This window comes from Marinobacter sp. L-46 (assembly GCF_056859535.1).
Genome location: NZ_JBSXOP010000037.1, coordinates 1 through 25,292 on the forward strand (window position 1 = coordinate 1; position 25,292 = coordinate 25,292).

A 25,292-nucleotide genomic window follows, 5' to 3' on the forward strand; every position below is an offset into this window, starting at 1 on the left:
TGACTCCAGCTCCTTTCGTTCAGAGTCGCTCACTTCAAGGGGTCTAGCTATTCGCGCCATGGTTGTTTCTCCTGTCTCTACTTGTGAGATTATACAGGATCGGAGAATTATCTATGCGAATTTTTGTTAAGGGACACTAGCCGGGATGCCCGGAAATCGGCACTCCGGTATACTGCCGCCCTATCCAGAACAACAGCGATCCGTTGACATGGCAAGCAGAACCGATACCAGCGATTACCTCAACCTGTTCCTGAACGACGTCCCCCTGATGGACGTTCGCGCCCCGGTGGAGTTCAGCAAAGGCAGTTTTCCCAACGCTGAGAACGCGCCCCTGATGAACGACGAGGAACGCCACCGGGTGGGCATCTGCTACAAGGAAAAAGGCCAGGACAAGGCCATCGAACTGGGCCACCAGCTGGTCGCCGGTGATGTAAAAGCCCGGCGTATCGAAGCCTGGAAGCGCTTCGTAGCCCGTCACCCGGACGGCTACCTGTTCTGCTTTCGGGGTGGGTTACGCTCCCGGCTGACCCAGCAATGGATCAGGGACGCCGGCATTGATTACCCGCTGGTGAAAGGTGGCTACAAGGCCTTGCGGCGCTTTCTGATCGACAGCCTGGACCAGCTGATCGACAGCGAGGACTTCCGCATTCTCAGCGGCCGCACCGGCACCGGCAAAACCCGGGTACTGATGGACCTGCCCAACCCGGTCGACCTGGAGGGCCTGGCCAACCACCGGGGCTCCAGCTTCGGCCGGCAAGTCACCCCGCAGCCGTCCCAGATCGATTTCGAAAACCACCTGGCGGTTGCCATGCTCAAGGCACACCACCAGGTGGGCGGGCCGGTGTACGTGGAAGACGAAAGCCGGCTGATCGGCCGCTGTGCGCTACCGGAACACTTCCGGGCCCGCATGAGCGAATCGCCGCTGCTGATCCTGGAACAGCCCATGGCAGAGCGTGTCGATATTATCCGCACCGACTATGTGGAACACATGCTGGCCGACTACATCGCCCGGGATGGCGAAGAAGCCGGCTGGCTGAACTTCCGGGGCTACCTGCTGAGCGCCATCGACCGCATCCGGAAACGCCTGGGCGGGGCGCGCCACCAGGAACTTCGAGCCTTGATGGAGCAGGCCCTGGAGCAACAGGAACGCACCGGCGACACCAGCGGCCACCATCTCTGGATCGAAGCCCTGCTCACCGATTACTACGACCCCATGTACGATTACCAGCTGAGCCAGAAACAGGGCCGGATCCTGGTGCGGGGCGGCCCCGATGAAATCACGGCACATGCCAGAGAGCATCACAATCCGTATAACTAACCGCTGCGTAGCAACATTTTCTGACGCTGACATTTAATATGTCTGCTATATACTCTTTGTCAGATAAATATTGCACTGGCAATCATTTGTCGGTTTTAGCCACCTCAGAAAATACTAACGATCAAGGAGCTTCTCTATGGAAGACATCATCAATAACGGACAAGCGTCCGAATGGATTGACCAGGGCATTGCGCTGATTATGGCCTACGCCCCGAAGTTGGTGCTGGCCATCATCACCCTCATTGTCGGCCTGTGGCTGATCAATCGCTTTGTCGGCGTGCTGGACAACAAACTGGGCAAGAAAGACCCCACCCTCAACAAATTCCTGTGCGGCCTGATCGGCGCCATTCTGAAGGTCCTGCTGCTGGTTTCCGTGGCTTCCATGGTCGGTATTGCCACCACCTCCTTCGTCGCCATTATCGGTGCCGCCGGCCTGGCCGTGGGCCTGGCCCTGCAAGGCAGCCTGGGCAACTTTGCCGGTGGCGTACTGATCCTGATCTTCAAGCCGTTCAAGGTGGGCGACGCCATCGAAGCTCAGGGTTTCCTGGGTTCGGTGCGTGAAATCAGCATCCTGTACACCATCATCGACACCTTCGATAACCGTCGCGTGGTGATCCCGAACGGCCAGCTGTCCAACGCCAGCCTGACCAACATGAGCGTGTATGAAACCCGTCGTTGCGACATGACCTTCGGCATCGGCTACAGCGACGACATCGACAAGGCCAAGGCGATCTGCAAGCGCCTGATCGAAGAAGACGAACGCGCCCTGAAAGACCCGGCTCCGCTGATCGTAGTGGGTGGCCTGGGCGAAAGCTCTGTCGACCTGACCGTACGGGCCTGGACCAAGGCCGGCGACCTGTGGCCGTTCTACTGGGACATGCAGGAACGTGTGAAGAAAGCGTTCGACGCCGAGGGTATCTCCATCCCTTTCCCGCAGCGCGACGTGCATATGTACAAGGCTGACTGACCGGAAGCCTGTCACACAGACACAACCGGTTATTCGCAAACTGCAGATCCTGCACTAAGCTGTCGGTAAGGCGGGAATTTACCCCGTCTTACCGGAGCCTGGCCCGGGATTGGCAGACGGCTCTGCAACACTGTCCATGTTGTCAGGAGGTTGTGAACATGCCGGTACAGCAGTTAAAAGATTACCTGGACAAGGCCAATGTGGAATACATGTGCCTGTCCCACCCTCCCGCCTTTACTGCCCAACAACTCGCCCACCACGTGAAGATTGCCGGTGACCGGGTGGTCAAGACCGTGATCATCGAACTGGATGGCAAGATGGCCATGCTGGTCATGCCCGCCACCTGGCGCGTGCGCTGGGACAGGCTGTCCCGCATTCTCGATACCGACTTCGTTGAACTGGCCGATGAGCAACAGTTCCAGGATCGTTTCCCGGATTGCGAAGTGGGTGCCATGCCCCCCTTCGGCAACCTGTTCGGCATGACAGTGTATTGCGCAGAGGCCCTCACCGAGCAGCCTGAACTGGCCTTTGCCGCTGGCAGCCATACTGAATCCATCCACATGAAAACCCGGGACTTCCTGAACCTGGTTCACCCCATGGTAATCAATCAAGGCTTCACCCGCCCGGGCACCCAGAAACCGGCCTGGCTACTGAAGAACCGCAAAAGACCGGAACCCCGGAAGGAAACCCTGCTGGCCGGATACTGAAACCTGCCGGATTGACCCCGGTCGCTTGTCTGCGGCCCGGCATCGCGTAAACTGATGCCATCAGACAGGAACCGGATATGAACCAAGCATTTGACATCGTCATCGTGGGCGCCGGCATGGTCGGCGCCGCACTTGCCACCGGCCTTGGTCAGCAGGGCATCCGTGTGGCCCTGATCGATAAAGCCGAACCCAGCGCCTTCGACGCCTCCCGTGCCCCGGATATCCGGGTGTCGGCCCTGAGTGCCGGCAGCGAACGCTACCTGGACAGCCTGGGGCCCTGGCGTTCCATCCTGGCCATGCGCGCCACACCCTATCGCCGCCTTGCGGTGTGGGACGAAACCCCCAACCCCCTGAGCCGACTGCTGCCAACCTCCCTGACCGAAGTGGAATTCAGTGCCGAACAGCTCGGCGCCCGCCACCTGGGCCACATTGTGGAAAACAGCATCACCCAGCAGGCGCTCTGGCAGAGCGCCGAAGCAGAGCCGGACGTGACCCTGATAACCGGCCGCAGCGTGCAGGACCTGAAGCAGGATCAACAACTGGCCCGGGTCACCCTGGGTGATGGCAGCCAACTGGAAGCACAGCTGGTCATTGGTGCAGACGGTGCCATGTCACGGGTTCGTGACCTGGCCGGTATCGGCGTTACCCGCGATCAATACGACCAGCAGGCCATGGTGATTTCCGTGCGCTACCGGGGCGGCGTGGAAGACATCACCTGGCAGGGCTTCTACCCCAGCGGCCCGCGGGCCTTTTTACCCCTGCACAGCGCCGGCGAACAGTTGCCCGGTGAATGCTGGGGCTCGCTGGTATGGTATGACCACCCGGCCAGGCTGGCGCAGCTCAAGGCCATGGATGAGCCAGCACTGATGGCCGAGATCCAGAAGCATTTCCCGGCCCGCCTGCCGGAGCTGACCCATATCGATGCCCGAGCCAGCTTTCCCATTGCCCGCCAGCACGCCAAACACTATTACCTGAACCGGGTGGTACTGGCCGGCGACGCCGCCCATACCATCAACCCGCTGGCCGGCCAGGGCGTGAACCTGGGCTTCCAGGACGCCCAGTGCCTGCAAGGTTTGTTGAAAGAAGCCCGGCGCGGCGGTGAAGACCTCGCCTGCGAACGCTGGCTGGCCCTGTACGAACAGCAACGCCGGCCCGCCAACCAGCGCATGATGCTGGCCATGGACCTGTTCTATCATCTGTTCAGCAACGCCATACCGCCGGTACACCTGGCCCGCAACCTGGGCCTCGGCGCCGCCCGCGCCCTGCCCTTTGCCCGCAACCGCGTCGCCCGCTACGCCATGGGGCTAGACGACAAACTGCCCGCACCGCTTCAACAAATGGTCAATCGTCTGCCGGGTCTCGGCAGTCTATAGTGGTCAACTTGCACGCTTAACAACGAACAGGGAGTTTTCATGTCGGAAACCATCTTCACCAAAATCATCAACCGGGAAATCCCGGCGGACATCGTCTATGAAGACGACCTCAGCCTGGCCTTCAGGGACATCAATCCCCAGGCACCGGTACACCTGCTGATCATCCCGAAAAAAGCGATCGCGACTATCAACGACATTGAAGAAGGCGACCGGGAAGTGGTGGGACACCTGTACTGGGTAGCCGGAAAACTGGCCAGAGACATGGGATTTGCCGAAGACGGCTACCGGGTGGTGATGAACTGCGGAGAGAATGCCGGGCAGACGGTGTTCCACATCCATCTGCACCTGCTGGCCGGCAAGCCACTGGGCTGGCCGCCTTACACTGACAAGATGAAGCAAGCCTGATTGCAGGCATCACGGGCGGAACCCGATATCACCGGATTCCGCCCTGGGTATCAGCGGCCGACGACCCGCTCTGCCTCTTCCATCGGCGAATGGCGAATATCCTCACCCTTGGCCATGAAAATCACGTGCTCGGCGATGTTACAGGCGTGGTCACCAATGCGCTCGAGGGCGCGAAGTACCCACATCACCATCATGCAACGGGTGATGTTGCGGGTATCTTCCATCATGAAGGTCAGCAAGGCCCGGGCCGCAGCCTGGTACTCTTCATCGACCTGCTTGTCTTCTTTCATGATGCGCAGGGCCTGCTCGGAATCCAGCCGGGCAAAGGCATCCAGAGCATCGTGCAGCATGCTGAGCACGTGGGTGCCGATATGGCGGATTTCCACGTAACCCCGGGGAGCCTGGCCTTCTTCGGTCAGTTTGATGGCCATCTTGGCAATTTTCTTGGCTTCGTCACCCACACGTTCCAGGTCCGCCACCATCTTGATCACGGAAATCACCAGGCGCAGGTCCCGGGCCGTGGGTTGCCGGCGGGCGATGACCAGGATGGCCTCTTCATCCAGGTCCATTTCCATCTTGTCGACCTGCTTGTCGCCAAGGCGGACTTTTTCCGCCAGCTGGCCGTCACTGTCAACCAGTGACTGGATAGCCTGCTCCACCTGGCTTTCCACCATGCCCCCCATGTTCAGGAACTGGGTTTTCAGCTCGTTCAGTTCATCGTTGAACTTACCGGAGATGTGATCTCCGTATACATCATCCTTTCTGTTCGGCATTTTCTTTGTCTCCAAGGTTCCCGGGCCTGATTAACCAAAACGACCGGTGATGTAGGATTCGGTCAGTTCGTGGTCCGGCGACGTAAATACTTTGTCGGTTTCGTTCACTTCCACCAGGTGGCCCAGATGGAAGTACGCCGTGCGGTTGGATACCCGGGCGGCCTGCTGCATCGAGTGGGTTACGATCACAATGGTGTAGCTCTCGGACATTTCCGCGATCAGCTCTTCCACCTTGGCGGTAGCGATCGGGTCCAGGGCTGAACAGGGCTCGTCCATCAGGATCACTTCGGGGCTGACGGCAATGGCCCGGGCAATACACAGGCGCTGCTGCTGACCGCCGGACATGCCGGTGGCAGTGGCATCCAGGCGGTCTTTTACCTCGTTCCACAGGCCAGCCTTGCGCAGGCTGTCTTCCACGATATCGTCCAGGTCGGACTTGCGATTGGCCAGGCCGTGAATACGCGGGCCGTAGGCCACGTTGTCGTAGATCGACTTGGGGAACGGGTTCGGCTTCTGGAATACCATGCCAACCCGGGCCCGCAGCTCAACCACGTCACGCTTGGGGTCGTAGATGTTCTGGTCATCCAGCATCAACTCGCCTTTCACGCTACAGATATCGATGCTGTCGTTCATCCGGTTCAGGCAGCGCAGGAAGGTGGACTTGCCGCACCCGGACGGGCCGATAAAGGCAATCACTTCGTTGCGGGCAATATCCAGGCTGATCTTCTTGATGGCCCGGCTTTCGCCGTAAAACACCTCAACATCCCGCAGCTTGAACTTCGGGTCGTCGGCGTAGGGGCTGCCAACAGTAACCCCTTCCTGGATGATCGTCTCTGCCGGGCGCTCGTCCTGTACGGGAACAGCGGGCGCCTCGGTGGTTTCGGTGTTGCTGGTTACTGTCGAATTCATAGTGTTCATGGTTTAACTCCTTACCACCGGCGCTCAAGACGTTTACGGAGCCAGATGGCCAATGCATTCATGGTGATCATAAAGGTCAGCAGGATCATGATTCCGGCAGAGGCAAGTTCAACAAAGCCCTGCTCGGCACTGCTGGCCCAGAGGTAAATCTGTACCGGGAGCACAGTGGCGGAACTGAAGAAACCGTCAGGAATCTCCACGATGAATGCCACCATGCCAATCAGCAGCAGCGGTGCGGTCTCACCCAGTGCCTGGGCCATGCCGATGATGGAACCGGTCATCATGCCGGGCATGGCCAGGGGCACCACATGGTGCAGTACCACCTGCATTTTCGAGGCGCCGATGCCTTCCGCCGCTTCACGGATAGAGGGCGGCACACTCTTGATGGCCGCACGGCTGGAAATGATGATGGTGGGCAGGGTCATCAGCGCCAGCACCAGGCCACCCAATACCGGTACGGAGCGCGGCAAGCCGAACACCCCGATAAACACCGCCAGGCCCAACAGACCGAAGATGATCGACGGTACCGCCGCCAGGTTGTTGATGTTGACCTCGATAAAATCGGTGAACTTGTTCTGGGGCGCAAATTCCTCCAGGTACACCGCTGCCGCAACCCCCACCGGGAAGGCAATCACCAGGGTAACCACCATGGTCAGCAGTGAGCCGACAATGGCACCCAGAATACCGGCATTGGACGGCTCCCGGGAATCGCCCCGGCTGAAGAACACATCGTTGAAACCGGTATCTACCACGCCTTTCTCAACCAGCTCATCCACCCAGCGCTGCTGCTGTTCCGACAAACGGATGCTGTAGGCAGGATTGTCAGCATGTTTCACATAGACCGACACCGTGTCGTGCACCAGGAACTCCATGGTCTGGGTAGTACCCAACAATTCCGGCTGCCGGGCCAGCAGGTCCTTGATCTGGTTGCTGGCATAGCTACCCGCCAACCGGCTCAGTTCCCGAAGGTCCTTACGCTCCTCCACCTCGGGAAAATGCTTCTGCAGAGCCGTTATGATGGGCGCCTGGAAGTCCGCCATGGACATCTGGTCTTTGTCAGACGCGTCATCCAGGTACATCTGCTCGCCATCAAGCACCACCTCAAGGGTCATGGTGGTCTTGATAAAGCCGGTGTAGCCCTTGCCGATGATGTCGGTAAACAGCACCACCAGGGACAACAAGGCGATGGCGATGGCGGTCACGCCGTAGAGCCGGAACCGGCGCTCCTTGCGGTACCGCCGCTTGAGTGACTGGCGGACAATCTCCGCCTGTGAACGTTGATCAGTCATACTGTTCCCTATACTTGCGGACAATCTTCAGGGCAACCACGTTGAGGGCCAGGGTTACGATGAACAGCATCATGCCCAGGGCAAACGCGGCCAGGGTCTTGGCGCTGTCGAATTCCTGGTCACCGGTCAGCAGGGTGACAATCTGCACCGTAACCGTGGTGACGGAATCCAGCGGATTGGCTGTCAGGTTGGCTGCCAGGCCTGCTGCCATCACCACAATCATGGTTTCACCGATGGCACGGGAAGCCGCCAGCAGGATGCCGCCCATAATGCCCGGCAGGGCCGCGGGGAAAATCACGCTCTTCATGGTTTCGGACTGGGTGGCACCCAGTGCCAGGGAGCCGTCCCGCAGAGTCTGGGGTACGGCATTGATCACGTCGTCAGACAGCGATGAAACAAAGGGAATAATCATGACACCCATCACCAGGCCCGCCGCCAGCGCGCTCTGGGATGAGGCTTCAAGGCCGATACTTTCAGCCAGGTCTCGTATGAACGGGGCAACCGTAAGGGCCGCAAAGAAGCCATACACCACGGTAGGTACGCCTGCCAGCATCTCCAGCAGCGGCTTGATCACCGCCCGGGCCGGCCTGGTTGCGTACTCAGACAGGTACACCGCAGACAGCAAGCCCACAGGCACCGCCACCAGCAGCGCAATGGCCGAAATCAGCAAGGTGCCGGTGAACAGCGGGATGATACCGAAAGCCCCGTCTGAGCCTACCTGGTCAGCACGCAGGGCAGTCTGGGGGCTCCAGGACGTGCCGAACAGAAACTCGGTAATGGGAACCTTGCCGAAGAACCGGAAGGTTTCAAAAATCACGGAAAAGACAATACCGACGGTGGTCAGAACGGCAACCGCCGCACAGACAAAGAAAATCCACCGCAAGGTGCGCTCCACGTTCTCGCGGGCATTGATGTGGGGTTGTACCCGGGTCCAGGCATAGGCTGCGCCCAGTACCGCAAGAAGAATTACCAGCGTGGCCTTGAAGCTGGCACTGCGCTGTTTGAGGGCATCCAGAAGGTCCGCTGCACCCACCACTTCCGGGAGCACAAACTGCGGATCCAGCTTGCCGGCTGCCACGTTGTTGATCTGCGAAAGGATAAGGCTCGCCTGCCCGTCAGACTCAGGAGCAAGTTCTGCCGGCAACGAAGCCACCACATAGTTCTGGATAACCTTGCCTTCAAAACCTGCCCACAGCGCCAGCACAACCAGCGCAGGGATCGCACACCACAAAGCGGCACGGGCCGCGTAGTAAAAGGGCAGCGCCTTCAGATTGCGAATACCACCGATGGGCTCGGCTACCGCGCGCGAGCGCAAGTAGGACAAACCATAGGCGATGACGGCAATCACCAGGATCAGAGGCAACAGATTGGCCGTTTGCATAACGTTCTCTGTATCGTGTGAATGTTGAGTTAAAGCCAGCTCAACGTTTTTATTATTGTGCCAGTTTAGCGGCTGTTTTATTCATCTGGTTGTAACAAAAGAACGCGAACCTCCCCGGCCCGCGTTCTTTGTCGTCGTCCCTGACTACCCGGAGCTGCTTACAGCTCGTTGCCGGTCATCGGCTTCAGGTTGCGCACATTCTTGGCCACTTCCATGCGAGTGTTGCGCGGGTTCGGAATCAGGCCTACGTCGACCAGGTAACCGTTGTCGCCCCAGGCGCCTTCAGTGGTGAATTCCTCGGCATATTCCTTGATGCCCGGAACCACGCCTACGTGGGCGTTCTTGATGTAGAAGAACAGGGAGCGGGCAACCGGGTAATCTTCATCAGCGATAGTTTCCGGAGTCGGCTCAACGCCACCGATGGTCGCGGCCTGGATCTGGCTGCTGTTTTCCATCAGGAAGCTGTAACCGAAGATACCCAGGGTGTCCTTGTCCTGCGCCAGGCGCTGAACGATCAGGTTGTCGTTTTCGCCAGCCTCAACAAACGGGCCGTCTTCACGCATGCTGTGGCAAACGCTCTTCATTTCTTTCTTCGGCATGGCCTTGATGAAATCGAAGGTCTTGCAGCCACCTTCCATTGCGATTTCAACGAAAGCATCACGGGTACCGGAAGTCGGAGGCGGGCCCATCACGCTGATTTCCAGGTTCGGCAGGCTGGAGTCGATCTCGCTCCACTTCTGGTAAGGGTTAGCGACCAGCTTGTCGCCGCCCTTGGGATCCGGAACTTCCTTGGCCAGGGCCAGGAACACCTGCTTCAGGCTCAGGTCCAGCTTGCCAGCATCTTTGGAGTTGGCGATAACGATACCGTCAGCACCGATTTTCACTTCGGTGATTTCCTTCACGCCATTGCTCTGGCACAGCTCGAACTCGCTCTTCTTCATGCGACGGGAAGCGTTAGTGATGTCCGGGTGCTGGGTACCGATACCGGCACAGAACAGCTTCAGACCACCGCCGGAACCGGTAGATTCCAGTTTCGGAGTCGGGAAGTCGGTGTTACGGCCAAAACGCTCAGCAACTACAGTGGCGAACGGATAAACAGTGGAAGAACCGACGACATTGACGGTATCACGGGCCATGGCCGGGGTGGACACGGCGGCAATGCTGCCCGCCAGGGCAACAGAAGCGATTGCAGCTTTCAATTTCATCACGTTATGTCTCCAGTATCGGTGGACGTTATGTTGGTATCTGCTTTACCGATGAGTGCATCCTAGGGAGACTCTGTGACAACTTTGTTACAGCTTTTGAAATATAGCCGTCATTAGCGAAATTTTCTTGCAGCGTGCGGCCAGCCCGTTACCATGCACGGAAAACAATTCATAAGCTTCCGTAAGGCAAATCATTCATGAAAGCATACGATGACGACAAACCCGCCCCCCGCGGGGAAATGATGCTGCAGGTGATTCCCCTGCCCTCAGACACCAATGCCAATGGCGATGTGTTCGCCGGCTGGCTGGTCAAACAGATGGATATTGCCGCCGCTGCCATGGCCGGGCGCATTTCCCGGGGCCGCAATGCCACCGTGGCCATGGATCGTATGGAGTTCCTGTCGCCGTTGCGGGTGGGCTCCCAGGTAGGTTGTTACTGTGACCTGGTGGACATTGGGCGCAGCTCCATGAAGATCCAGGTGGAAGTCTGGACCCTGGACCGCAGCTCAAAGACGCCGCGCAAGGTAACGGAAGGCCTGTTTGTATACGTAGCCATAGACGAGCACGGCCGCATCCGGGAAGTGCCGGAGCAGAATCACTGACCTTTCGCCATTAGCCGCTCGATGAGGGCCTGATACCGGGGCGCCAGCCTTGAAGCCCGCCAAGGATTCGGTGGCTCCGCAACAGGTGGTTGTTCAAGCAGCCTGGCCAGCTGATCAGCTGCCGCCCTGGCTTCCGCCGCTTTGTCAGACTCAATGCTGGTGTACCGGCACTGCGGCGGCACATACTCCCGGTAGGCCAGACGGTCCGGTGCCAGTGGCAAACACCCGGCAGCCATGGCTTCCAGCATCGCCAGCCCCTGGAAATCGTGAAGCGCTGTCGTCAGCACAATATCGGCACGGCCCAGCAAGCGATCATAATCTGCGCGGCTCTCCAGAAAGCCCCAGTGTTCGATGTGCCCTGAAAATTGCCGGTGAATCCGGTCAAATGCTTCCGGGCGACTGCGAAAGCCCTCGCCCACCACGCTGATACGAAAAGGAATTGCACGCTCTGTCAGCTGCTCCAGCAATGTAAACAATCGGTCCGGCCCCTTGTCGTATTCCCAGCGGTGATTCCACAGCAGGTGCGGACACGCCTGGTTCACAGGCCGGGGCTGGTCGATAAACAAGCGGTCTTCAATCGGCACCGGCAGCACCGAAGATCTTTCCCTGAGTTTTTCCATCACCCCGTCGGGCACCGCATCCGGCATCTTGTTCAGAAAGCCTTCCACGCCTTGCAGAAAGCTGTCCCGGTTCCAGGCACTGTTGAAAACCACCGCATCGGCCGCCAGCGCGCTGTAGAGATTGACCATTTGCGGCTCTACCCGGCCCCGCTGCTGATCGCTGACCGGAAAGGCGAACTGGTTTTCATGCATATAAAGCAGGCACGGCGTGTTTGCCAGCGAGGGGTGCAACCCGCGCAATGTGGCCAGGTCGACCATGGAGGTGGCAATGACCAGGTCCCAGGATTCCTGCAGGCAGGGCTCGTCCAGCCAGCTCACCGGATTGCCTCGTATCCGCCACTGGAAGAATCTGGGCGGAAGCGCCAGCGTCTGCCAGTGATAACCGGGCAGCAGGGTGACCAATTGCTCTCGCCAGCGCCGATGGCTGGCGGCATCGTAGCCTGACAATAGAAGAATGCGTTGGGTCATGGCGATCCATAGCTGGGGGACGAAGGAGTCGGCAAGTGTATCAGGCCTGGGGCTTTCCCCGGCTCAGTGACCACAGGCCGAACACTGGCCCTGGCAACAACAGCAACGCCACCCAGACACCCCAGACGCTCCAGAACCCGCTGGTGAGCCATATTGCCGGCAGCGTCAGGCCAAAGCCAACCGCATTCATCACCGCCAGCGACGAACCCACGGTTTCCTTCGGTGCGGTCGCAGCCGCCAGTGCTGAGAATTGCGGTGAATCGGCCACCACCGCCACACCCCAAACCAACAGCAAAACCATTAACAACAAAGGTGGCAGCCCGTTCATCCAGGGATAGAGCAGACACAGGGCCCCGGACACCATCAGCGCCCGCCGTGCGACCCACTCACTGCCCAGGGTCCGACTGAGCCGACCGCCACCGATACAGCCGGCAGCGCCGATGCCGATCACCGCAAACGACAGCCAGGGTATCAAAGCCTCACCCTGCCCCAGCCGTTGAAGTTCTCGCCCGATCAACAGCGGCACCAGCGTCCAGAACGCGTAAAGCTCCCACATGTGGCCAAAATAACCGCCCGCCACGGCGCGGAACCGGGGAATACGTAAAGCCGCCAGCCCCTGACTGAGGGGAAGCCGACCACTGGCTTTGGGCAGGTGCGGCCCATCGCCCAACAGAAATACCAACAACCCGCCCAGAAGTGCCAGGCAGGAAGATGCGAGCAGTGGCCACTCCCAGGGCATGCCCAGCGTTGCACCACGCATAAGATGCGGCAGAGCTGTACCTAAGGTCAGCATGCCCACCAGCCAGGCCAGGGCCGCGCCGGCGAATTTGGGCGTCCAGGCAATGACCAGTTTCATACCCAGAGGGTAGATTCCGGCCAGGCACAGACCGGTGGCGAACCGCAGCAGGCTGTCCAGCGGAAATACTCCGGCCACCGTCACGAATGCGGCGTTCGCAAGCGCACCCAGCAGGCTCGATACCAGGAAGATACGGCTGGCGCCAAAGCGGTCTGCCAGGCCGGTCACCGCCAGAGCAAGCGTACCGGCAATAAAACCCGCCTGAACAGACAGCGTCAGCCGGCCCAGATCCGATTCCGCTAACCCGAGTTCGGCTGACAGGGATAGCCAGACCCCGTTGATACTGAACCAGAGGGAGGTGCCGAACAATTGTGCGAGCACAATGACTGGCAAAGGATAACGTTGCAGTAGGCTGGTCATATTATTGTCTTTGTGGTTACCGGAAAGCCAAGCCTAGCTCGAAACCCGACTGAGACCCCATGCGACTTTGGTGCCCGGTCACGGTTTGGTTAAACGATCCAGCCGCAGGCGCTCCCGGTCATCAAACAGCCGCCGGCCGCCGCCATGGCGTTGATAGAGGGCATCATGCCACTGCGCATGGCTTCCCGACGGATGTCTTCCAGTGCCTGCTGCCAGGTCTGGCCCAGCATCAGCCGGTTCTCGATTACCGCCCGCTGGCGCCAGACCGAATCATTCAGACGATCCAGGGCCAGGCTGACACCGGTCATGGTGTTGCCCAGCATCATGCCCAGCAAAGGAATCGCGTACTGTGGGGTATACCAGGGCTCCGGACCAATCACCACCGCCAGTGCCAGCACGGTCACGGTAAACGACGACACGAACATCGCGCCGGTGCCAATACCAAACGCCCACCCGCCTTTCAGGCGTCGGCCCTGGCGCGCCACCACTTCCCGACCAGCCACCAGCAGCATGACCGCCGCCAGCAGCGCAATCCAGTAGAAGGCGGAAGAGGCAAACAGGGCTTCCAGTACCAGGCCAATCAATGCCAGCTGGATAACCGTTCGTATGACCGCCACTAACAGGCTGCGGGTAATGCCCAGCCGCCCCAGGTAGGCTGTCGCTGCCAACGCCAGTACCAGCAAGGCCGCCAGGCCCAGCTTCCACCAGGCCAGGTCAATCACTTCCATGGACAGGCTCCAGTGCGGCTCCCCGAATCCGATAGTGAGCGTTGGCTACCCGATGAATCTGGGCGGAATCATGGGCGACCCACAGAGTGGCGATCTGCCGCTGTTCAATCTCCTGCAACAGCCAGCGTTCGATCGCCTCTGTCGATTCGTTATCCAGATTGGCGGTCGGTTCATCCAGCAGCAGCGCGTCTGGTTCCTGAACCAGGGCCCGCCACAACGCGAGTCTTTGTCGCTCACCGGATGACAACCGGCTGACCGACCAGTCCATCACCTCGGCAGGGAAACCCAGAGCGGCAGGCAAACGCTCACCAGCCCCCTCGGGAAAGTGGGCGCTTACCTCATCAAACCACCACTGGCTTTCCGCCGACACCATCACCACCTGGCGCCGCCACTGATGTGCCGGTACGCTCTGTTGATTGAGATTATCCAGAGAAATCTGACCGCTGTGGGGCTCCAGATCGGCCACCGCGCGCAGTAACCGGCTCTTGCCACTGCCAGAGGGGCCCGACAGGCACACCACCTGTCCGCGGGGAACCGTTAGCGATACCTCATTCAGTACACCAATGCTGACATCTTGAAGCAACAACCTTGTCAAAGCCAAGTCACCAGGGCAGTTCCTCACCGTTGCTGTGCCAGAACGACCCGGTGTTCTCCAGGGTCAGATTCGCAATGCGCTCGGCCAGCCCCTGACAGACTCCTCCGGCGTGATCAGCCCGCCAAAGTTCACCATTCGCGTTTTGACATAGCCTGGATGCAGCTGCGCCACGGCGATACCTTTGGGTTTGAGATCCACCGCCAGGGATTTACCGAAAGCGTTCAGCGCTGCCTTCGAGGCCCGGTAGCCATAACGGCCGCCGGAATCGTTATCGGCAATGGAACCCATGCGACTGGTGATATTGGCGATCTTACTGCCCGGCCCCATAAACGGCACCAGGGCCTCAGCCACCCGCAGCGGGGCGTAGGCGTTGATTTCCATCTGGGTACGGATGGAATCGAAGTCGATACTGCCCAGCTGCTCGTCCTGCAGCAGCCCGGCGTTGTTGATCAGCAGGCTGATACGCTTGCCCGCCAGACCGGATTTCAGCTTATCGATGCCGGCATCGGTGGTGACATCCACGCCGTCGATCACCTGGACCGCCACACTGGCCAGTTCGTCCGATGACTGCCGGCACACGCCAATCACTTCGCAGCCTTCAGCGGCATAGTGCCGGGCCAGTTCCAGACCAATACCACGATTGGCACCGGTAATGACCACCACATTGGAATCAGACATAGCCTTTTTCTCCTATTGGTTTCTCCGCTCGTTCCGGCAACCATACTGACAACGCTGCCGCTGTGGCTACCAGGGCTGCGGAAATCCACAAACAGGCTTCCAGCCCATAAGCCTGGTACACCCAGCCAGACAGGATGGTACCCAGTAATCTGCCCGCCGCATTGGACATATAGTAAAAACCCACATCCAGCGACACACCATCACCCCGGGCATAGCTGACAATCAAGTAGCTGTGCAGGGAGGAGTTGATGGCAAACAGCACCCCGAACAGCAGCAAACCGCCGATCACCACCGCCTGTGCCGACCAGCCGGCCATCAAGGCCCCGGCAATGGCCGCCGGAACCACCGCCAGCAAGGCCGCCCAAAGCACGGCACCGGATTTACCGTTGGAGTGTCCGGTGATTTTGGGTGCAATGGTCTGGATAAAGCCATAGCCGATAATCCAGCTGGCCATAAAACCGCCCACCTTCCAGTGGTCCCAGCCGAACACCGTGGCCATGTACACCGGTAACGCCACCACAAACCAGACATCCCGGGCGCCGAACAGGAACATCCGGGCGGCCGACAACACGTTAATGGCCCGGCTTTTGGACAGAATCTCACTGAACTTCGGCTTGGCTTTGCTCTTACCCAGATCCTGCCCCAGCAGGAACAGGCTGGCCAGCCACACCAGGCCCAGCGCCACTGCCATGAGGATTACCGCGCCGGTAAAGCCGGCGGCCATCAGCAGCACGCCGCCCAGAAAGAAACCCACTCCCTTCAGGGTGTTCTTGGAGCCGGTGAGAATCGCCACCCACTTGTACAGGGTGCCCTGCTGTTCATCCGGCACCAGTAACTTGATGCCGCTCTTCGCGGACATCTTGTTCAGGTCCTTGGCAATGCCGGACAACGCCTGCGCCGCCATCACCCAGGGCACCGTGAGCAGGGCCGCCGGCACCGCCAGCATGGCCAGCGCCACAATCTGCAGAAACAGCCCGATATTCATGGTGCGGTTCAGGCCCATGCGGGCCCCCAGATAGCCGCCCACCAGGTTGGTCACCACCCCGAAGAACTCGTAGAAGATGAACAACAGGGCGATTTCCAGCGGCGAATAACCCAGCTGGTGGAAGTGCAGCACCACCAGCATCCGCAGGGCGCCATCGGTCAGGGTGAAGGCCCAGTAGTTACCGGTGATCACCAGGTACTGGCGGATGGCCGCGCTCATATCAGGCCAGCCCTACCTTGCGGGCCAGTTCCACGGTGCGGTTGGCGTAGCCCCATTCGTTGTCGTACCAGGCATAGATTTTCACATGGGTTCCGTTTACCACCAGGGTGGAAAGGGCATCGACGATGGAAGAACGGGGGTCGGTTTTGTAGTCGATGGATACGAGTGGGCGCTCTTCGTAGCCCAGGATGTCCTTCAGCTCGCCCTCGGCGGCCTCTTTCAACAGCTGGTTGACCGTATCCCGGTCCGTCGGCGTTTCTACTTCAAACACGCAATCGGTTAACGACGCGTTGATCAGCGGAATCCGCACCGCATGGCCATCCAGCCTGCCTTTCAGCTCCGGGAAAATCTCGATAATCGCGGTGGCGGAACCGGTGCTGGTGGGAATCAGCGAACTGCCACAGGCCCGGGCCCGGCGCAGGTCCTTGTGGGGCGCATCGATGATGGTCTGGGTGTTGGTCAGGCTGTGGATGGTGGTCAGGGAACCGTGTTTGATGCCCAGTTTCTCGTGGATGACTTTCACCACCGGCGCCAGGCAGTTGGTGGTGCAGGAGGCCGCGGTGATGATGCGGTCATTGGCCGGGTCGAAGATGTGTTCGTTCACGCCCATGACAATATTCTTGGCGCCCGGCTCTTTCACCGGCGCGGTCACCACCACCCGCTTCACACCCTGATCCAGGTAGCCCTGCAGCACCGCAACTTTCTTGTTCACACCACTGGCCTCGATGACCAGGTCGCAACCAGACCAGTCGGTATCGGCAATGGCTTTGTTGTGGGTCACGCGGATGCGCTGGCCGTCAATCACCATGTCATCGCCATCGGCCGTGGCTTCGTGGTTCCAGCGGCCGTGCACGCTGTCGAAGTTGAGCAGATGTGCCAGAGTATGGGTGGGTGCACCCGGGTCGTTGATGGCCACAAATTCCAGCTCCGGCCAACCCCAGGCCGCCCGCAATGCCAGCCTGCCGATTCGGCCAAATCCGTTAATACCTACCTTGATCTTGCTCATGGTGTTCTCCTTGCGAGGTTCGCAATCCTTGTAAATTCGTGATCAGGGGCACTGCACTGCCGGGCGGTCTGCCATGGCCTGCAACCTCGCCAGGGGCTGCCCGATCAGTGCCGCATTGTTCCGGGCGGTTTCCTCCAGAACCCGCACTACCCAGTCTGGCAGATGCGGATGAACGTAATAATAGACCCATTGGCCCCGGCGCTCTGTTTCCAGCAGGCCGGCATCCCGAAGTGAGGCCAGGTGGCGGCTAACTTTTGGCTGGGAGACTTCAAACGCCTCAGTCAGCTCGCACACGCACAGCTTGCCCTGATCCTTGATCAGCAGCAGGGCCGCCAGGCGCAGGTCGTCGGCCATGGCCTTGAACACAGCCACCGGGTTGTAGTCCGCCGGTTTCAGGCTAGTCTCTTTCTGATGCACCAGGGTGAACAGGCCGATACGCTCCCTGATCTCTTTCAGCGTCAAGGCAAAGGTGGCGTGCCGGTTGGCCTCGGCCGGGTCCGGAAAGTCCCAGGCAATCTGCTGGGCACCGGACGATACATTGGCGCACTCCCGGGCAGCCTTTTCACACAGGGTGATCACGTAATCCCAGTACTGGCCCTGCAGTTCAGACAGCGACTTGCTATAAAGCCCGTCCACCGGAATGCCGGCTTCCTGCAGCACCTGTAGCGCTAACGGGTGCGGCTCACCGGGCTCGGTGCCGGCACTGGCCACCTCGAACCGGTCTCCCGCCATATGCCGGAGCAAGGCTTCTGCCATCAGTGACCGGGCGCTGTTGGCGGTGCAGACAAACAGGACTCTTCTTTTCATGCGAATTCCCGTATATTCGAATTGCCATATATTTAGTTTTTGCGATAATAGCCGGCAACTGTGACAGAGTAAAGACAGCAAACTGGCCCCATGATGAACTTCGACGACCTACCGAACATTGACACCAGCCTGATCCAAACACCCACCAATGCGGACCTGTTCGCCGCAACACATTCAAGCCACCGCCCGCGGATTCTGCTGCTGTACGGCTCCCTGCGCGAGCGCTCTTTCAGCCGCCTGGCGGTGGAAGAAGTCGCCCGCCTGCTGGAAGCGATGGGTGCGGAAACCCGCGTCTTTAATCCGAGGGGACTGCCCCTGGCCGATGCCGAAGATGCCTCCCACCCGAAGGTTCAGGAGCTGCGGGAGTTGGTGCAGTGGAGCGAGGGCATGGTGTGGTGCTCCCCGGAGCGGCACGGCGCCATGACCGGCATCATGAAAACCCAGATCGACTGGATACCGCTGTCCATGGGCGCCGTTCGGCCGACCCAGGGCAAAACCCTGGCGGTGATGCAGGTGTGCGGCGGCTCCCAGTCATTCAACGCAGTCAACCAGTTGCGGGTGCTGGGCCGCTGGATGCGCATGGTGACCATCCCGAACCAGTCGTCCGTACCCAAGGCGTTCATGGAATTTGACGACAACGACCGGATGAAGCCTTCGGCCTACTACGACCGTATCGTGGATGTCATGGAGGAGCTGGTAAAGTTCACCCTGCTGGTGCGGGACCGCAGCGATTACCTGACCGACCGCTATTCCGAACGCAAGGAAAGCGCCGAAGAACTGTCGAAGCGTGTGAACCAACGTTCCATCTGAGAGGCGACCCATGAGCAGTAACAGCGATGTGAACCCGGCTGAAGCCACCGAAGGCGGAATGGACCTGTTCGGGCGTTACCTTTCGGTTTGGGTGGCACTGGCTATTGTGGCCGGTGTAGCCCTCGGGCAGCTCGCCCCCTCGATTCCCGAGACCCTGTCCCGCTTTGAATACGCCCAGGTGTCCATCCCCATCGCCATCCTGATCTGGGCGATGATTTTTCCGATGATGGCGCAGATTGATTTCAGCGCCGTGGTCGGGGCGCGCAAGGAGCCGAAAGGCCTCGCCATCACCACCATCGTGAACTGGCTGATCAAGCCCTTCACCATGTTCGCCATTGCCTGGTTCTTCCTGATGGTGGTATTCGAGCCATGGATCGCTCCGCAACTGGCCAGCGAATACCTGGCGGGCGCCATTCTGCTGGGTACTGCCCCCTGCACCGCCATGGTGTTTGTCTGGAGCTATCTGACCAAGGGCGATGCCGCCTACACCCTGGTGCAGGTATCCCTGAACGACATCATCATGCTGTTCGCCTTTGCGCCGATTGTGGTTTTCCTGCTGGGCATTTCCGACATCCAGGTGCCCTGGGATACGGTGATTCTGTCGGTGGTGCTGTACATCGTGATTCCGCTCACCGCCGGCTACCTGACCCGCCGCATCCTGATCGCCCGCAACGGCCAGCAGTGGTACGACGAGGTCTTTATGAAACGCCTCGGCCCGGTGACCCCGGCGGCGCTGATTGTCACCCTGGTTCTGCTGTTTGCCTTTCAGGGCGAAGTCATTCTGGAAAACCCGCTGCATATTGCCCTGATTGCCGTGCCGCTGATTATCCAGACCGTACTGATCTTCTTTATCGCCTACGGCTGGGCAAAATTATGGAAGGTACGCCATTGCATCGCCGCACCCGGTGCCATGATCGGTGCCAGCAACTTCTTTGAACTGGCCGTGGCTGCCGCCATCGCCCTGTTCGGCCTGCAATCCGGGGCGGCGCTGGCCACGGTGGTGGGCGTACTGGTGGAAGTGCCGTTGATGCTGATGCTGGTGCGCATAGCCAATAACACCCGGGACAAGTTCCCGGCCTGATCGCCAATTAATCTGGGAGTGAATATGGCCCCTGGCCCGGTTTCCGTTGCACGAATTCGGGAAATTTTCCTGGCCTTCCTGGCCCTGGGCCTGACCTCCTTTGGCGGCCCGGCGGCCCATCTGGGTTATTTCCGTAATGAGTTTGTGGCCCGGCGCCGCTGGCTGTCAGAGCAGGACTATGCAGATCTGGTCGCCCTGTGCCAGTTCCTGCCCGGGCCCGCCAGCAGTCAAGTTGGCTTTGCCATTGGCCTGCAGCGTGGTGGCGGCTGGGGTGCTGCCGCCGCCTGGACCGCATTCACCCTGCCCTCGGCCATCATCCTGGTGGCCTTTGCCCTGAGCGCCAGCCTGCTGGACGGCGCGGTCAGCCAGGGCATTATCCACGGCTTGAAAGTGGCCGCTGTCGCCGTGGTAGCCCACGCCGTGCTGGGCATGGCGCGCTCACTGTGCCCGGATCAGCAGCGGGCTGGTATCGCCCTGGCAGCGGTTCTGCTGGTGGTGTTTGTGGGCGGTACTGCCGGGCAGGTTTCCGCGATTGTGGTCGGAGCCCTTGCGGGCCTGGTGCTGTGCCGCGCTGCCGACGACGGCGCGGCCGGACATTCCGGCATCTCGGTGTCAGCGGGCACCGGCCGGCTGACGGCTGTTTTGTATGTATTCCTGCTGGCCGGCCTGCCCCTGCTGGCGTGGCTCGCGCCCTCCACCCTGCTGGATATGCTTGATGGCTTCTACCGCGCCGGGGCCCTGGTCTTCGGCGGCGGCCACGTGATGCTGCCGCTGCTGGAAGCGGAAGTGGTACAGACCGGCCGGGTAACCGCCGATGAATTCCTCGCCGGCTACGGCGCCGCCCAGGCCATCCCCGGCCCGCTGTTCACCTTTGCCGCCTATCTGGGTGCCGTGATGGGGCCCTCTGCACCAATTATCTGGGCCGCGCTGGCCCTGCTGGCCATTTTCCTGCCCGGCATGCTGATCCTGATGGCGGTACTGCCACACTGGAACAACTTCCGCCGCTGGCACCGGGCCCAGGCCTTGATGCGCGGCGCCAACGCTGCCGTAGTAGGCATTCTCGGTGCCGCGCTGTACCAGCCGGTCTTCACCAGCGCCATCGTCGGCCCCGGCGAGTTTGCCCTTGGCCTGACCGGTTTTATGCTGCTAAGCGTATGGAAACTCCCGGCCTGGGGCGTGGTGATCGTGATGGCCGCCGGCGGCGTGCTGCTGGGAGCGTAACCTGCTGCGCCTGTTCAGCCGGCAGCCACCCTGCTAATATCGCGCTCGTTTTCTGAGCGCGCCAAACCCATTAACCAGCACCACCGACCGGAATTAAAAGAATGGATGTTTACCAGGCCCTTTTCCTTGGCCTCCTCCAGGGACTGACCGAATTCCTGCCCATCTCCAGCTCCGCCCACCTGATTCTGACACCGGCTTTCTTTGGCTGGGAAGACCAGGGCGTGGGCTTTGACCTGTCGGTGCATGTGGGCACGCTTCTGGCCGTGGTGCTTTACTTCCGCCGGGATGTCTTTGGCGTTGCCCGGGACGGCCTGATCTCCATCCACCAGCGCAAAATCGTCGGCCAGGGCGCCCTGGCCTGGTACCTGGTCATCGGCACCATTCCCGCAGGCCTCGCTGGCCTGGCCCTGCTCGACATGATCGACAACGAACTGCGCGGCGCCTCGGTGATCTTCTTCACCACCCTGGTGTTCGGCATTCTGCTTGGCATTGCCGACTGGCTGCCGAAACGCCAGCGCACCATGGATACCCTGAACTGGAAAGACGCCGTCGTCGTCGGCATCGCCCAGGCCATGGCCCTGGTCCCCGGCACCTCACGCTCCGGCGTCACCATCACCGCCGGCCTGTTCCTGGGCATGACGCGGGAAACCGCCTCGAGGTTTTCGTTCCTGCTGGCGATTCCGATTATTGTGCTGGCGTCTGCCGTTAAATTGCTGGATGTGGCTTCATCCGATGTGATCGTAGACTGGAGTGGCTTCCTGATTGGCGGCGTAACCTCGTTCCTGATGGCCATCACCGCCATCCACTTCTTCCTGAAGTGGCTGAACAAGGTGGGCATGTGGCCGTATGTTCTCTACCGGATTGTTCTGGCTGGGGTGATTTACGCGGTTCTGATGTAATCGCGGTTTGGGAGTTTTGTTCTTCGGGTGCCGGCCTCGACCTTGGGAGGTGGCAGGCATCAGGAAGGGCTTTCCAAAAAGCGCTCGAGTTTCCTGGCATTGGAGGTAGGCAGGTATCGGGGTGGGCCTTCCAAAAACCGCTCCTTACGGCACATCCCTATGGCGCTTCTGCTCCGCCATCCATGGCTCCGCACATTTTTGGAAGGCCCACCCCGATACCAGCCCCAAACCTCTCAGCTGGCTTTCAAAGCAACCTCTTAGCCTTGCCTATGTAGCGTCTGCAAGCCGATTGGGATTTGAGAAACGCCGAAGCATGGCGGTGGGACGGTCTTTCCAAAAATTTGTGGAGCCATGGATGGCGGAACACAAGCGCCCATGGACGGCTAGAGCGCTTTTTGGAAAGACCGTCCCACCGCCATGCCACCACCGAGCCAGAAGGCTAGGGGTAAAAAGCACCGACGTCTAACAAGCCTCCAACGGCGCATAGGCCAGTACCAGCCACTTGGCGCCCTCGTCGAAGTTTACCTGCACGCGGGTGTGGTGCCCGGTGCCCTCGGAGTTCATTACGATACCCTCGCCAAACTTCGGATGACGTACTCGCTGCCCCAGACTGAAACCCGATTGCTGCGCCGAATCCTGGCTGAACATGCTCTCATTCGGGCGGGACACCATCGCCGGTCGGGTCACCGTATTGCGTAACCGCACTTCCTGCAGGCAATCACCCGGAATTTCCCGCACGAAGCGGGACAGCGCGTGGAATTTTTCCTGCCCGTACAAGCGGCGGGATTCGGCGTAAGTGAGCACCAGCTTTTTCATGGCACGGGTAATGCCTACGTAGGCCAGACGGCGCTCTTCTTCCATACGCCCCGGCTCTTCCAGCGACATGCTGTGGGGGAACAAACCTTCTTCCACGCCCGCCAGGAACACCAGCGGGAATTCCAGGCCCTTGGCGGAGTGCAGGGTCATCAGCTGGACGCTGTCTTCATGGGCATCGGCCTGGGCTTCGCCGGCATCCAGTGCCGCCTGGGCGATGAATTCTGCCAGCGGGTCGACGCCGTCTTCCACCTCGAAATCGGACAGGGCATTCACCAGTTCTTCCAGGTTCTCAACCCTTGCCTGGCCTTTCTCGCCTTTTTCGCTGGCGTGGTAGTCCTTCAGGCCACTGGCTTCGATGGCCTGCTTCATCATCCCCTGCAATGAGGCTTCGCCCACCATTGCAGACAGGCCGTTGATGATTTCCATAAACGACTGCAGCCCGGTTTTCGCCCGGCCTTTCACCTGCCCTGCTGCCAGCAGGCGTTCGGCAGATTCCCACAGGGAAATGCCCTGCTCTGTGGCGTATTCACGTAGCTCCGCCAGGCTCTTGGCGCCGATGCCGCGGGTCGGGATGTTCACCACCCGTTCGAAGGCGGCATCATCACGGTGGTACTGCACCAGGCGCAGGTAAGCCAGGGCGTTGCGGATTTCCTGGCGGTCGTAGAACCGCAGGCCACCATACACCCGGTAGGGAATGCCCTGGCGCATCAGGGCTTCTTCCAGTACCCGGGACTGGGCGTTGGAGCGGTACAGGATGGCGGATTCGCTGCGCAGGTTGCCATCGTTGACCCAGGCGGTGATGGAGTCGGCGATGTAGTTGGCTTCGTCCTGTTCGTTAAAGGCCGCGTACAGACTGATCGGTTCGCCTTCGGGGCCGTCGGTCCACAGCTCTTTACCGAGGCGGCCCTGGTTATTGGCGATCACCGCGTTGGCTGCTTTCAGGATCATCTGGGTGGAGCGGTAGTTTTGCTCCAGCCGCACCAGGCGAGCGTTGGGGAAGTCCCGCTGGTACTGCTGGATGTTTTCGATCTTGGCGCCACGCCAGCCGTAGATAGACTGGTCGTCATCCCCGACCACGGTGAGCGGCACGCGGTTGCTGGCCAGCACCTGCAGCCAGGCGTATTGGATGGTGTTGGTGTCCTGGAACTCGTCCACCAGGATGTGCTGGAAGCGCTGCTGGTAGTGGCTCAGCAACTCCGGCCGGTGCAGCCAGAGTTCGTGGGAGCGCAGCAGCAGTTCGCCAAAGTCCACCAGGCCACCCTGCTGGCAGAGTTTTTCGTACTGGCGGTAGATTTTCAGCATGGTGCTGGTGAAGTGGTCACCGGGGTTTTCCTGGATATGGTCCGCCCGCAAGCCTTCGTCTTTCTGGCTGTTGATAAACCACTGGGCCTGTTTGGGCGGCCACTGGCTTTCATCAATCTGGAACTCGCGCATCACCCGCTTGACCATGCGCAGCTGGTCGTCGCTGTCGAGTACCTGGAAGTTCTCCGGCAGGCCGGCGTCTTTCCAGTGCGAGCGCAGCAGGCGGTGGGCGATGCCGTGGAAGGTGCCGAACCACAGTCCCCGGGAGGGGATGTTCATCATTTCTTCGATGCGGTAGCGCATTTCCTTGGCGGCTTTGTTGGTAAAGGTCACCGCCAGAATGCCGGTCGGCGGCACCCGGTCCACCGTCATCAGCCAGGCAATCCGGTGCACCAGCACCCGCGTTTTGCCACTGCCCGCGCCGGCCAGTACCAGCAGGTGATCGTTCTGGGCGGTAACGGCCTCGCGCTGGGCATCGTTCAGGGGGTCAATAATGTGGGAAACGTCCATAGCACCTGGCTTTTACTGGTTAAATAAACAGGCCTGAGAGTATAACAGGAGAAAAGCAGGTTTGTCGGGCAGGGATTGGCGCCGCTCTTTTGGAGTTAACGCTCAGGATCTTTGGAGTTAACGCACAGGAACGGGGACTTCTTCCCAGAGCAAACTATGCTCAGCTTGAAAGCCCTCACCCGCAGTCAGGAAGAGCGCGGGGGAGGTGCCCCTTCAGGACTGTCTGTGGCCATGGATGGCCACAGTCAAGCGCACATGGATGATGGGATGAACACCTCTTGTTGAGATCGGCGTCAAAGCGCCACTATTAGATGTGCAAAATCAATAGGTCAACAACAAGAGGTGTTCAGATGAACGTTACCCTAATCGGAATCGACTTGGCAAAAACTGTCT

General features: G+C 60.0%; 23 protein-coding genes and 1 pseudogene. 10 read left to right on the forward strand and 14 right to left on the reverse strand.

Features of this window, described 5'->3' with window-relative positions; translation table 11 throughout:
* Nucleotides 1-208: 208 nt before the first annotated feature.
* The 5 genes from mnmH to AC13DJ_RS03360 all read left to right on the forward strand — a co-directional run bounded on the left by mnmH (nt 209) and on the right by AC13DJ_RS03360 (nt 4,770).
* The gene (mnmH, locus tag AC13DJ_RS03340) at nt 209-1,318 is read left to right on the forward strand and encodes a tRNA 2-selenouridine(34) synthase MnmH (protein WP_482933198.1); all 1,110 of its coding nucleotides are present in this window, start codon (nt 209-211) and stop codon (nt 1,316-1,318) included.
* 136 nt (nt 1,319-1,454) lie between these two features.
* Nucleotides 1,455-2,285, forward strand: a complete 831-nt coding sequence (locus tag AC13DJ_RS03345) for a mechanosensitive ion channel family protein (RefSeq protein ID WP_474543877.1) — start codon at nt 1,455-1,457, stop codon at nt 2,283-2,285.
* Between the two features lie 158 nt (nt 2,286-2,443).
* Nucleotides 2,444-2,992, forward strand: a complete 549-nt coding sequence (locus AC13DJ_RS03350; RefSeq protein ID WP_474543879.1) for an aminoacyl-tRNA deacylase — start codon at nt 2,444-2,446, stop codon at nt 2,990-2,992.
* A 77-nt stretch (nt 2,993-3,069) separates the two neighbouring features.
* Nucleotides 3,070-4,365 (forward strand): FAD-dependent monooxygenase, encoded by a 1,296-nt coding sequence (locus tag AC13DJ_RS03355; protein WP_474539449.1) that lies wholly within the window; start codon nt 3,070-3,072, stop codon nt 4,363-4,365.
* Between the two features lie 39 nt (nt 4,366-4,404).
* Nucleotides 4,405-4,770, forward strand: coding sequence for a histidine triad nucleotide-binding protein (locus tag AC13DJ_RS03360; RefSeq protein WP_022988513.1), 366 nt, complete (start codon nt 4,405-4,407; stop codon nt 4,768-4,770).
* A gap of 50 nt (nt 4,771-4,820) precedes the next feature.
* Here AC13DJ_RS03360 and phoU read toward each other — a convergent pair whose 3' ends face one another.
* The 5 genes from phoU to AC13DJ_RS03385 form a co-directional block, all read right to left on the reverse strand.
* Complete coding sequence (gene phoU, locus AC13DJ_RS03365; RefSeq protein WP_273133339.1) at nt 4,821-5,543, reverse strand: phosphate signaling complex protein PhoU; 723 nt, start codon at nt 5,541-5,543, stop codon at nt 4,821-4,823.
* 30 nt (nt 5,544-5,573) lie between these two features.
* On the reverse strand, nt 5,574-6,461 hold the full coding sequence (gene pstB, locus AC13DJ_RS03370; RefSeq protein WP_474539447.1) for a phosphate ABC transporter ATP-binding protein PstB: 888 nt from the start codon (nt 6,459-6,461) through the stop codon (nt 5,574-5,576).
* A gap of 11 nt (nt 6,462-6,472) precedes the next feature.
* On the reverse strand, nt 6,473-7,750 hold the full coding sequence (pstA, locus tag AC13DJ_RS03375) for a phosphate ABC transporter permease PstA (protein WP_474539445.1): 1,278 nt from the start codon (nt 7,748-7,750) through the stop codon (nt 6,473-6,475).
* Nucleotides 7,743-9,131: a phosphate ABC transporter permease subunit PstC gene (gene pstC / locus AC13DJ_RS03380; RefSeq protein ID WP_474539443.1), complete on the reverse strand. Its 1,389-nt coding sequence runs from the start codon at nt 9,129-9,131 to the stop codon at nt 7,743-7,745. Before pstC ends, pstA begins: the two co-directional genes overlap by 8 nt.
* Nucleotides 9,132-9,289: 158 nt before the next feature.
* Nucleotides 9,290-10,336 (reverse strand): substrate-binding domain-containing protein, encoded by a 1,047-nt coding sequence (locus AC13DJ_RS03385; protein WP_474539536.1) that lies wholly within the window; start codon nt 10,334-10,336, stop codon nt 9,290-9,292.
* 197 nt (nt 10,337-10,533) lie between these two features.
* On the opposite strand from AC13DJ_RS03385, the gene AC13DJ_RS03390 reads away from it, so the two are divergent.
* Nucleotides 10,534-10,938 (forward strand): acyl-CoA thioesterase, encoded by a 405-nt coding sequence (locus tag AC13DJ_RS03390; protein WP_058342010.1) that lies wholly within the window; start codon nt 10,534-10,536, stop codon nt 10,936-10,938.
* Here the strand turns inward: AC13DJ_RS03390 and AC13DJ_RS03395 are convergent.
* The 8 genes and pseudogenes from AC13DJ_RS03395 to AC13DJ_RS03430 all read right to left on the reverse strand — a co-directional run bounded on the left by AC13DJ_RS03395 (nt 10,932) and on the right by AC13DJ_RS03430 (nt 18,260).
* A complete protein-coding gene (locus tag AC13DJ_RS03395; RefSeq protein WP_474539441.1) occupies nt 10,932-12,026 on the reverse strand; it encodes a tRNA-queuosine alpha-mannosyltransferase domain-containing protein in 1,095 nt (364 codons plus the stop codon). The two genes, AC13DJ_RS03390 and AC13DJ_RS03395, sit on opposite strands and share 7 nt — an antisense overlap.
* Before the next feature lie 40 nt (nt 12,027-12,066).
* Nucleotides 12,067-13,242 carry an MFS transporter gene (locus AC13DJ_RS03400; RefSeq protein ID WP_474539439.1) on the reverse strand — a complete coding sequence of 392 codons (1,176 nt, stop codon included), beginning with the start codon at nt 13,240-13,242 and terminating at the stop codon, nt 12,067-12,069.
* Between the two features lie 89 nt (nt 13,243-13,331).
* Nucleotides 13,332-13,970 carry an ABC transporter permease gene (locus AC13DJ_RS03405; RefSeq protein WP_474539437.1) on the reverse strand — a complete coding sequence of 213 codons (639 nt, stop codon included), beginning with the start codon at nt 13,968-13,970 and terminating at the stop codon, nt 13,332-13,334.
* Complete coding sequence (locus AC13DJ_RS03410) at nt 13,957-14,565, reverse strand: ABC transporter ATP-binding protein (RefSeq protein WP_474539435.1); 609 nt, start codon at nt 14,563-14,565, stop codon at nt 13,957-13,959. The genes AC13DJ_RS03405 and AC13DJ_RS03410 overlap by 14 nt, the downstream gene beginning before the upstream one ends.
* 7 nt (nt 14,566-14,572) lie before the next feature.
* A pseudogene (locus AC13DJ_RS03415) lies at nt 14,573-15,243 on the reverse strand (SDR family oxidoreductase).
* Entirely contained in the window at nt 15,236-16,447 is a 1,212-nt protein-coding gene (gene arsJ / locus AC13DJ_RS03420; RefSeq protein ID WP_474539431.1) for an organoarsenical effux MFS transporter ArsJ, read from the reverse strand. The pseudogene AC13DJ_RS03415 and the gene arsJ overlap by 8 nt, the downstream one beginning before the upstream one ends.
* A gap of 1 nt (nt 16,448) precedes the next feature.
* Nucleotides 16,449-17,453, reverse strand: a complete 1,005-nt coding sequence (locus AC13DJ_RS03425) for an ArsJ-associated glyceraldehyde-3-phosphate dehydrogenase (protein ID WP_474539429.1) — start codon at nt 17,451-17,453, stop codon at nt 16,449-16,451.
* 42 nt (nt 17,454-17,495) lie between these two features.
* On the reverse strand, nt 17,496-18,260 hold the full coding sequence (locus AC13DJ_RS03430; RefSeq protein WP_474539427.1) for a metalloregulator ArsR/SmtB family transcription factor: 765 nt from the start codon (nt 18,258-18,260) through the stop codon (nt 17,496-17,498).
* Between the two features lie 93 nt (nt 18,261-18,353).
* Between AC13DJ_RS03430 and arsH the strand changes: the two genes are divergently transcribed.
* The 4 genes from arsH (at nt 18,354) to AC13DJ_RS03450 (ending at nt 22,271) form a co-directional block, all read left to right on the forward strand.
* Nucleotides 18,354-19,070 carry an arsenical resistance protein ArsH gene (arsH, locus tag AC13DJ_RS03435; protein WP_474539534.1) on the forward strand — a complete coding sequence of 239 codons (717 nt, stop codon included), beginning with the start codon at nt 18,354-18,356 and terminating at the stop codon, nt 19,068-19,070.
* A gap of 10 nt (nt 19,071-19,080) precedes the next feature.
* A complete protein-coding gene (gene arsB, locus AC13DJ_RS03440) occupies nt 19,081-20,151 on the forward strand; it encodes an ACR3 family arsenite efflux transporter (RefSeq protein ID WP_474543881.1) in 1,071 nt (356 codons plus the stop codon).
* A gap of 24 nt (nt 20,152-20,175) precedes the next feature.
* Complete coding sequence (gene chrA, locus AC13DJ_RS03445) at nt 20,176-21,372, forward strand: chromate efflux transporter (protein ID WP_482933199.1); 1,197 nt, start codon at nt 20,176-20,178, stop codon at nt 21,370-21,372.
* 101 nt (nt 21,373-21,473) lie between these two features.
* A complete protein-coding gene (locus AC13DJ_RS03450; protein ID WP_199458277.1) occupies nt 21,474-22,271 on the forward strand; it encodes an undecaprenyl-diphosphate phosphatase in 798 nt (265 codons plus the stop codon).
* A gap of 462 nt (nt 22,272-22,733) precedes the next feature.
* Here the strand turns inward: AC13DJ_RS03450 and uvrD are convergent, their stop codons facing one another.
* Nucleotides 22,734-24,899: a DNA helicase II gene (uvrD, locus tag AC13DJ_RS03455; protein WP_474543885.1), complete on the reverse strand. Its 2,166-nt coding sequence runs from the start codon at nt 24,897-24,899 to the stop codon at nt 22,734-22,736.
* Nucleotides 24,900-25,292: the final 393 nt, after the last annotated feature.

Excerpts from the sequence above, each read along its gene's own strand:
- mnmH (WP_482933198.1), top strand. The coding sequence starts at position 209 with ATGGCAAGCAGAACCGATACCAGCGATTACCTCAACCTGTTCCTGAAC.
- AC13DJ_RS03345 (WP_474543877.1), top strand. The coding sequence starts at position 1,455 with ATGGAAGACATCATCAATAACGGACAAGCGTCCGAATGGATTGACCAG.
- AC13DJ_RS03350 (WP_474543879.1), top strand. The coding sequence starts at position 2,444 with ATGCCGGTACAGCAGTTAAAAGATTACCTGGACAAGGCCAATGTGGAA.
- AC13DJ_RS03355 (WP_474539449.1), top strand. The coding sequence starts at position 3,070 with ATGAACCAAGCATTTGACATCGTCATCGTGGGCGCCGGCATGGTCGGC.
- AC13DJ_RS03360 (WP_022988513.1), top strand. The coding sequence starts at position 4,405 with ATGTCGGAAACCATCTTCACCAAAATCATCAACCGGGAAATCCCGGCG.
- phoU (WP_273133339.1), bottom strand. The coding sequence starts at position 5,543 with ATGCCGAACAGAAAGGATGATGTATACGGAGATCACATCTCCGGTAAG.
- pstB (WP_474539447.1), bottom strand. The coding sequence starts at position 6,461 with ATGAACACTATGAATTCGACAGTAACCAGCAACACCGAAACCACCGAG.
- pstA (WP_474539445.1), bottom strand. The coding sequence starts at position 7,750 with ATGACTGATCAACGTTCACAGGCGGAGATTGTCCGCCAGTCACTCAAG.
- pstC (WP_474539443.1), bottom strand. The coding sequence starts at position 9,131 with ATGCAAACGGCCAATCTGTTGCCTCTGATCCTGGTGATTGCCGTCATC.
- AC13DJ_RS03385 (WP_474539536.1), bottom strand. The coding sequence starts at position 10,336 with ATGAAATTGAAAGCTGCAATCGCTTCTGTTGCCCTGGCGGGCAGCATT.
- AC13DJ_RS03390 (WP_058342010.1), top strand. The coding sequence starts at position 10,534 with ATGAAAGCATACGATGACGACAAACCCGCCCCCCGCGGGGAAATGATG.
- AC13DJ_RS03395 (WP_474539441.1), bottom strand. The coding sequence starts at position 12,026 with ATGACCCAACGCATTCTTCTATTGTCAGGCTACGATGCCGCCAGCCAT.
- AC13DJ_RS03400 (WP_474539439.1), bottom strand. The coding sequence starts at position 13,242 with ATGACCAGCCTACTGCAACGTTATCCTTTGCCAGTCATTGTGCTCGCA.
- AC13DJ_RS03405 (WP_474539437.1), bottom strand. The coding sequence starts at position 13,970 with ATGGAAGTGATTGACCTGGCCTGGTGGAAGCTGGGCCTGGCGGCCTTG.
- arsJ (WP_474539431.1), bottom strand. The coding sequence starts at position 16,447 with ATGAGCGCGGCCATCCGCCAGTACCTGGTGATCACCGGTAACTACTGG.
- AC13DJ_RS03425 (WP_474539429.1), bottom strand. The coding sequence starts at position 17,453 with ATGAGCAAGATCAAGGTAGGTATTAACGGATTTGGCCGAATCGGCAGG.
- AC13DJ_RS03430 (WP_474539427.1), bottom strand. The coding sequence starts at position 18,260 with ATGAAAAGAAGAGTCCTGTTTGTCTGCACCGCCAACAGCGCCCGGTCA.
- arsH (WP_474539534.1), top strand. The coding sequence starts at position 18,354 with ATGAACTTCGACGACCTACCGAACATTGACACCAGCCTGATCCAAACA.
- arsB (WP_474543881.1), top strand. The coding sequence starts at position 19,081 with ATGAGCAGTAACAGCGATGTGAACCCGGCTGAAGCCACCGAAGGCGGA.
- chrA (WP_482933199.1), top strand. The coding sequence starts at position 20,176 with ATGGCCCCTGGCCCGGTTTCCGTTGCACGAATTCGGGAAATTTTCCTG.
- AC13DJ_RS03450 (WP_199458277.1), top strand. The coding sequence starts at position 21,474 with ATGGATGTTTACCAGGCCCTTTTCCTTGGCCTCCTCCAGGGACTGACC.
- uvrD (WP_474543885.1), bottom strand. The coding sequence starts at position 24,899 with ATGGACGTTTCCCACATTATTGACCCCCTGAACGATGCCCAGCGCGAG.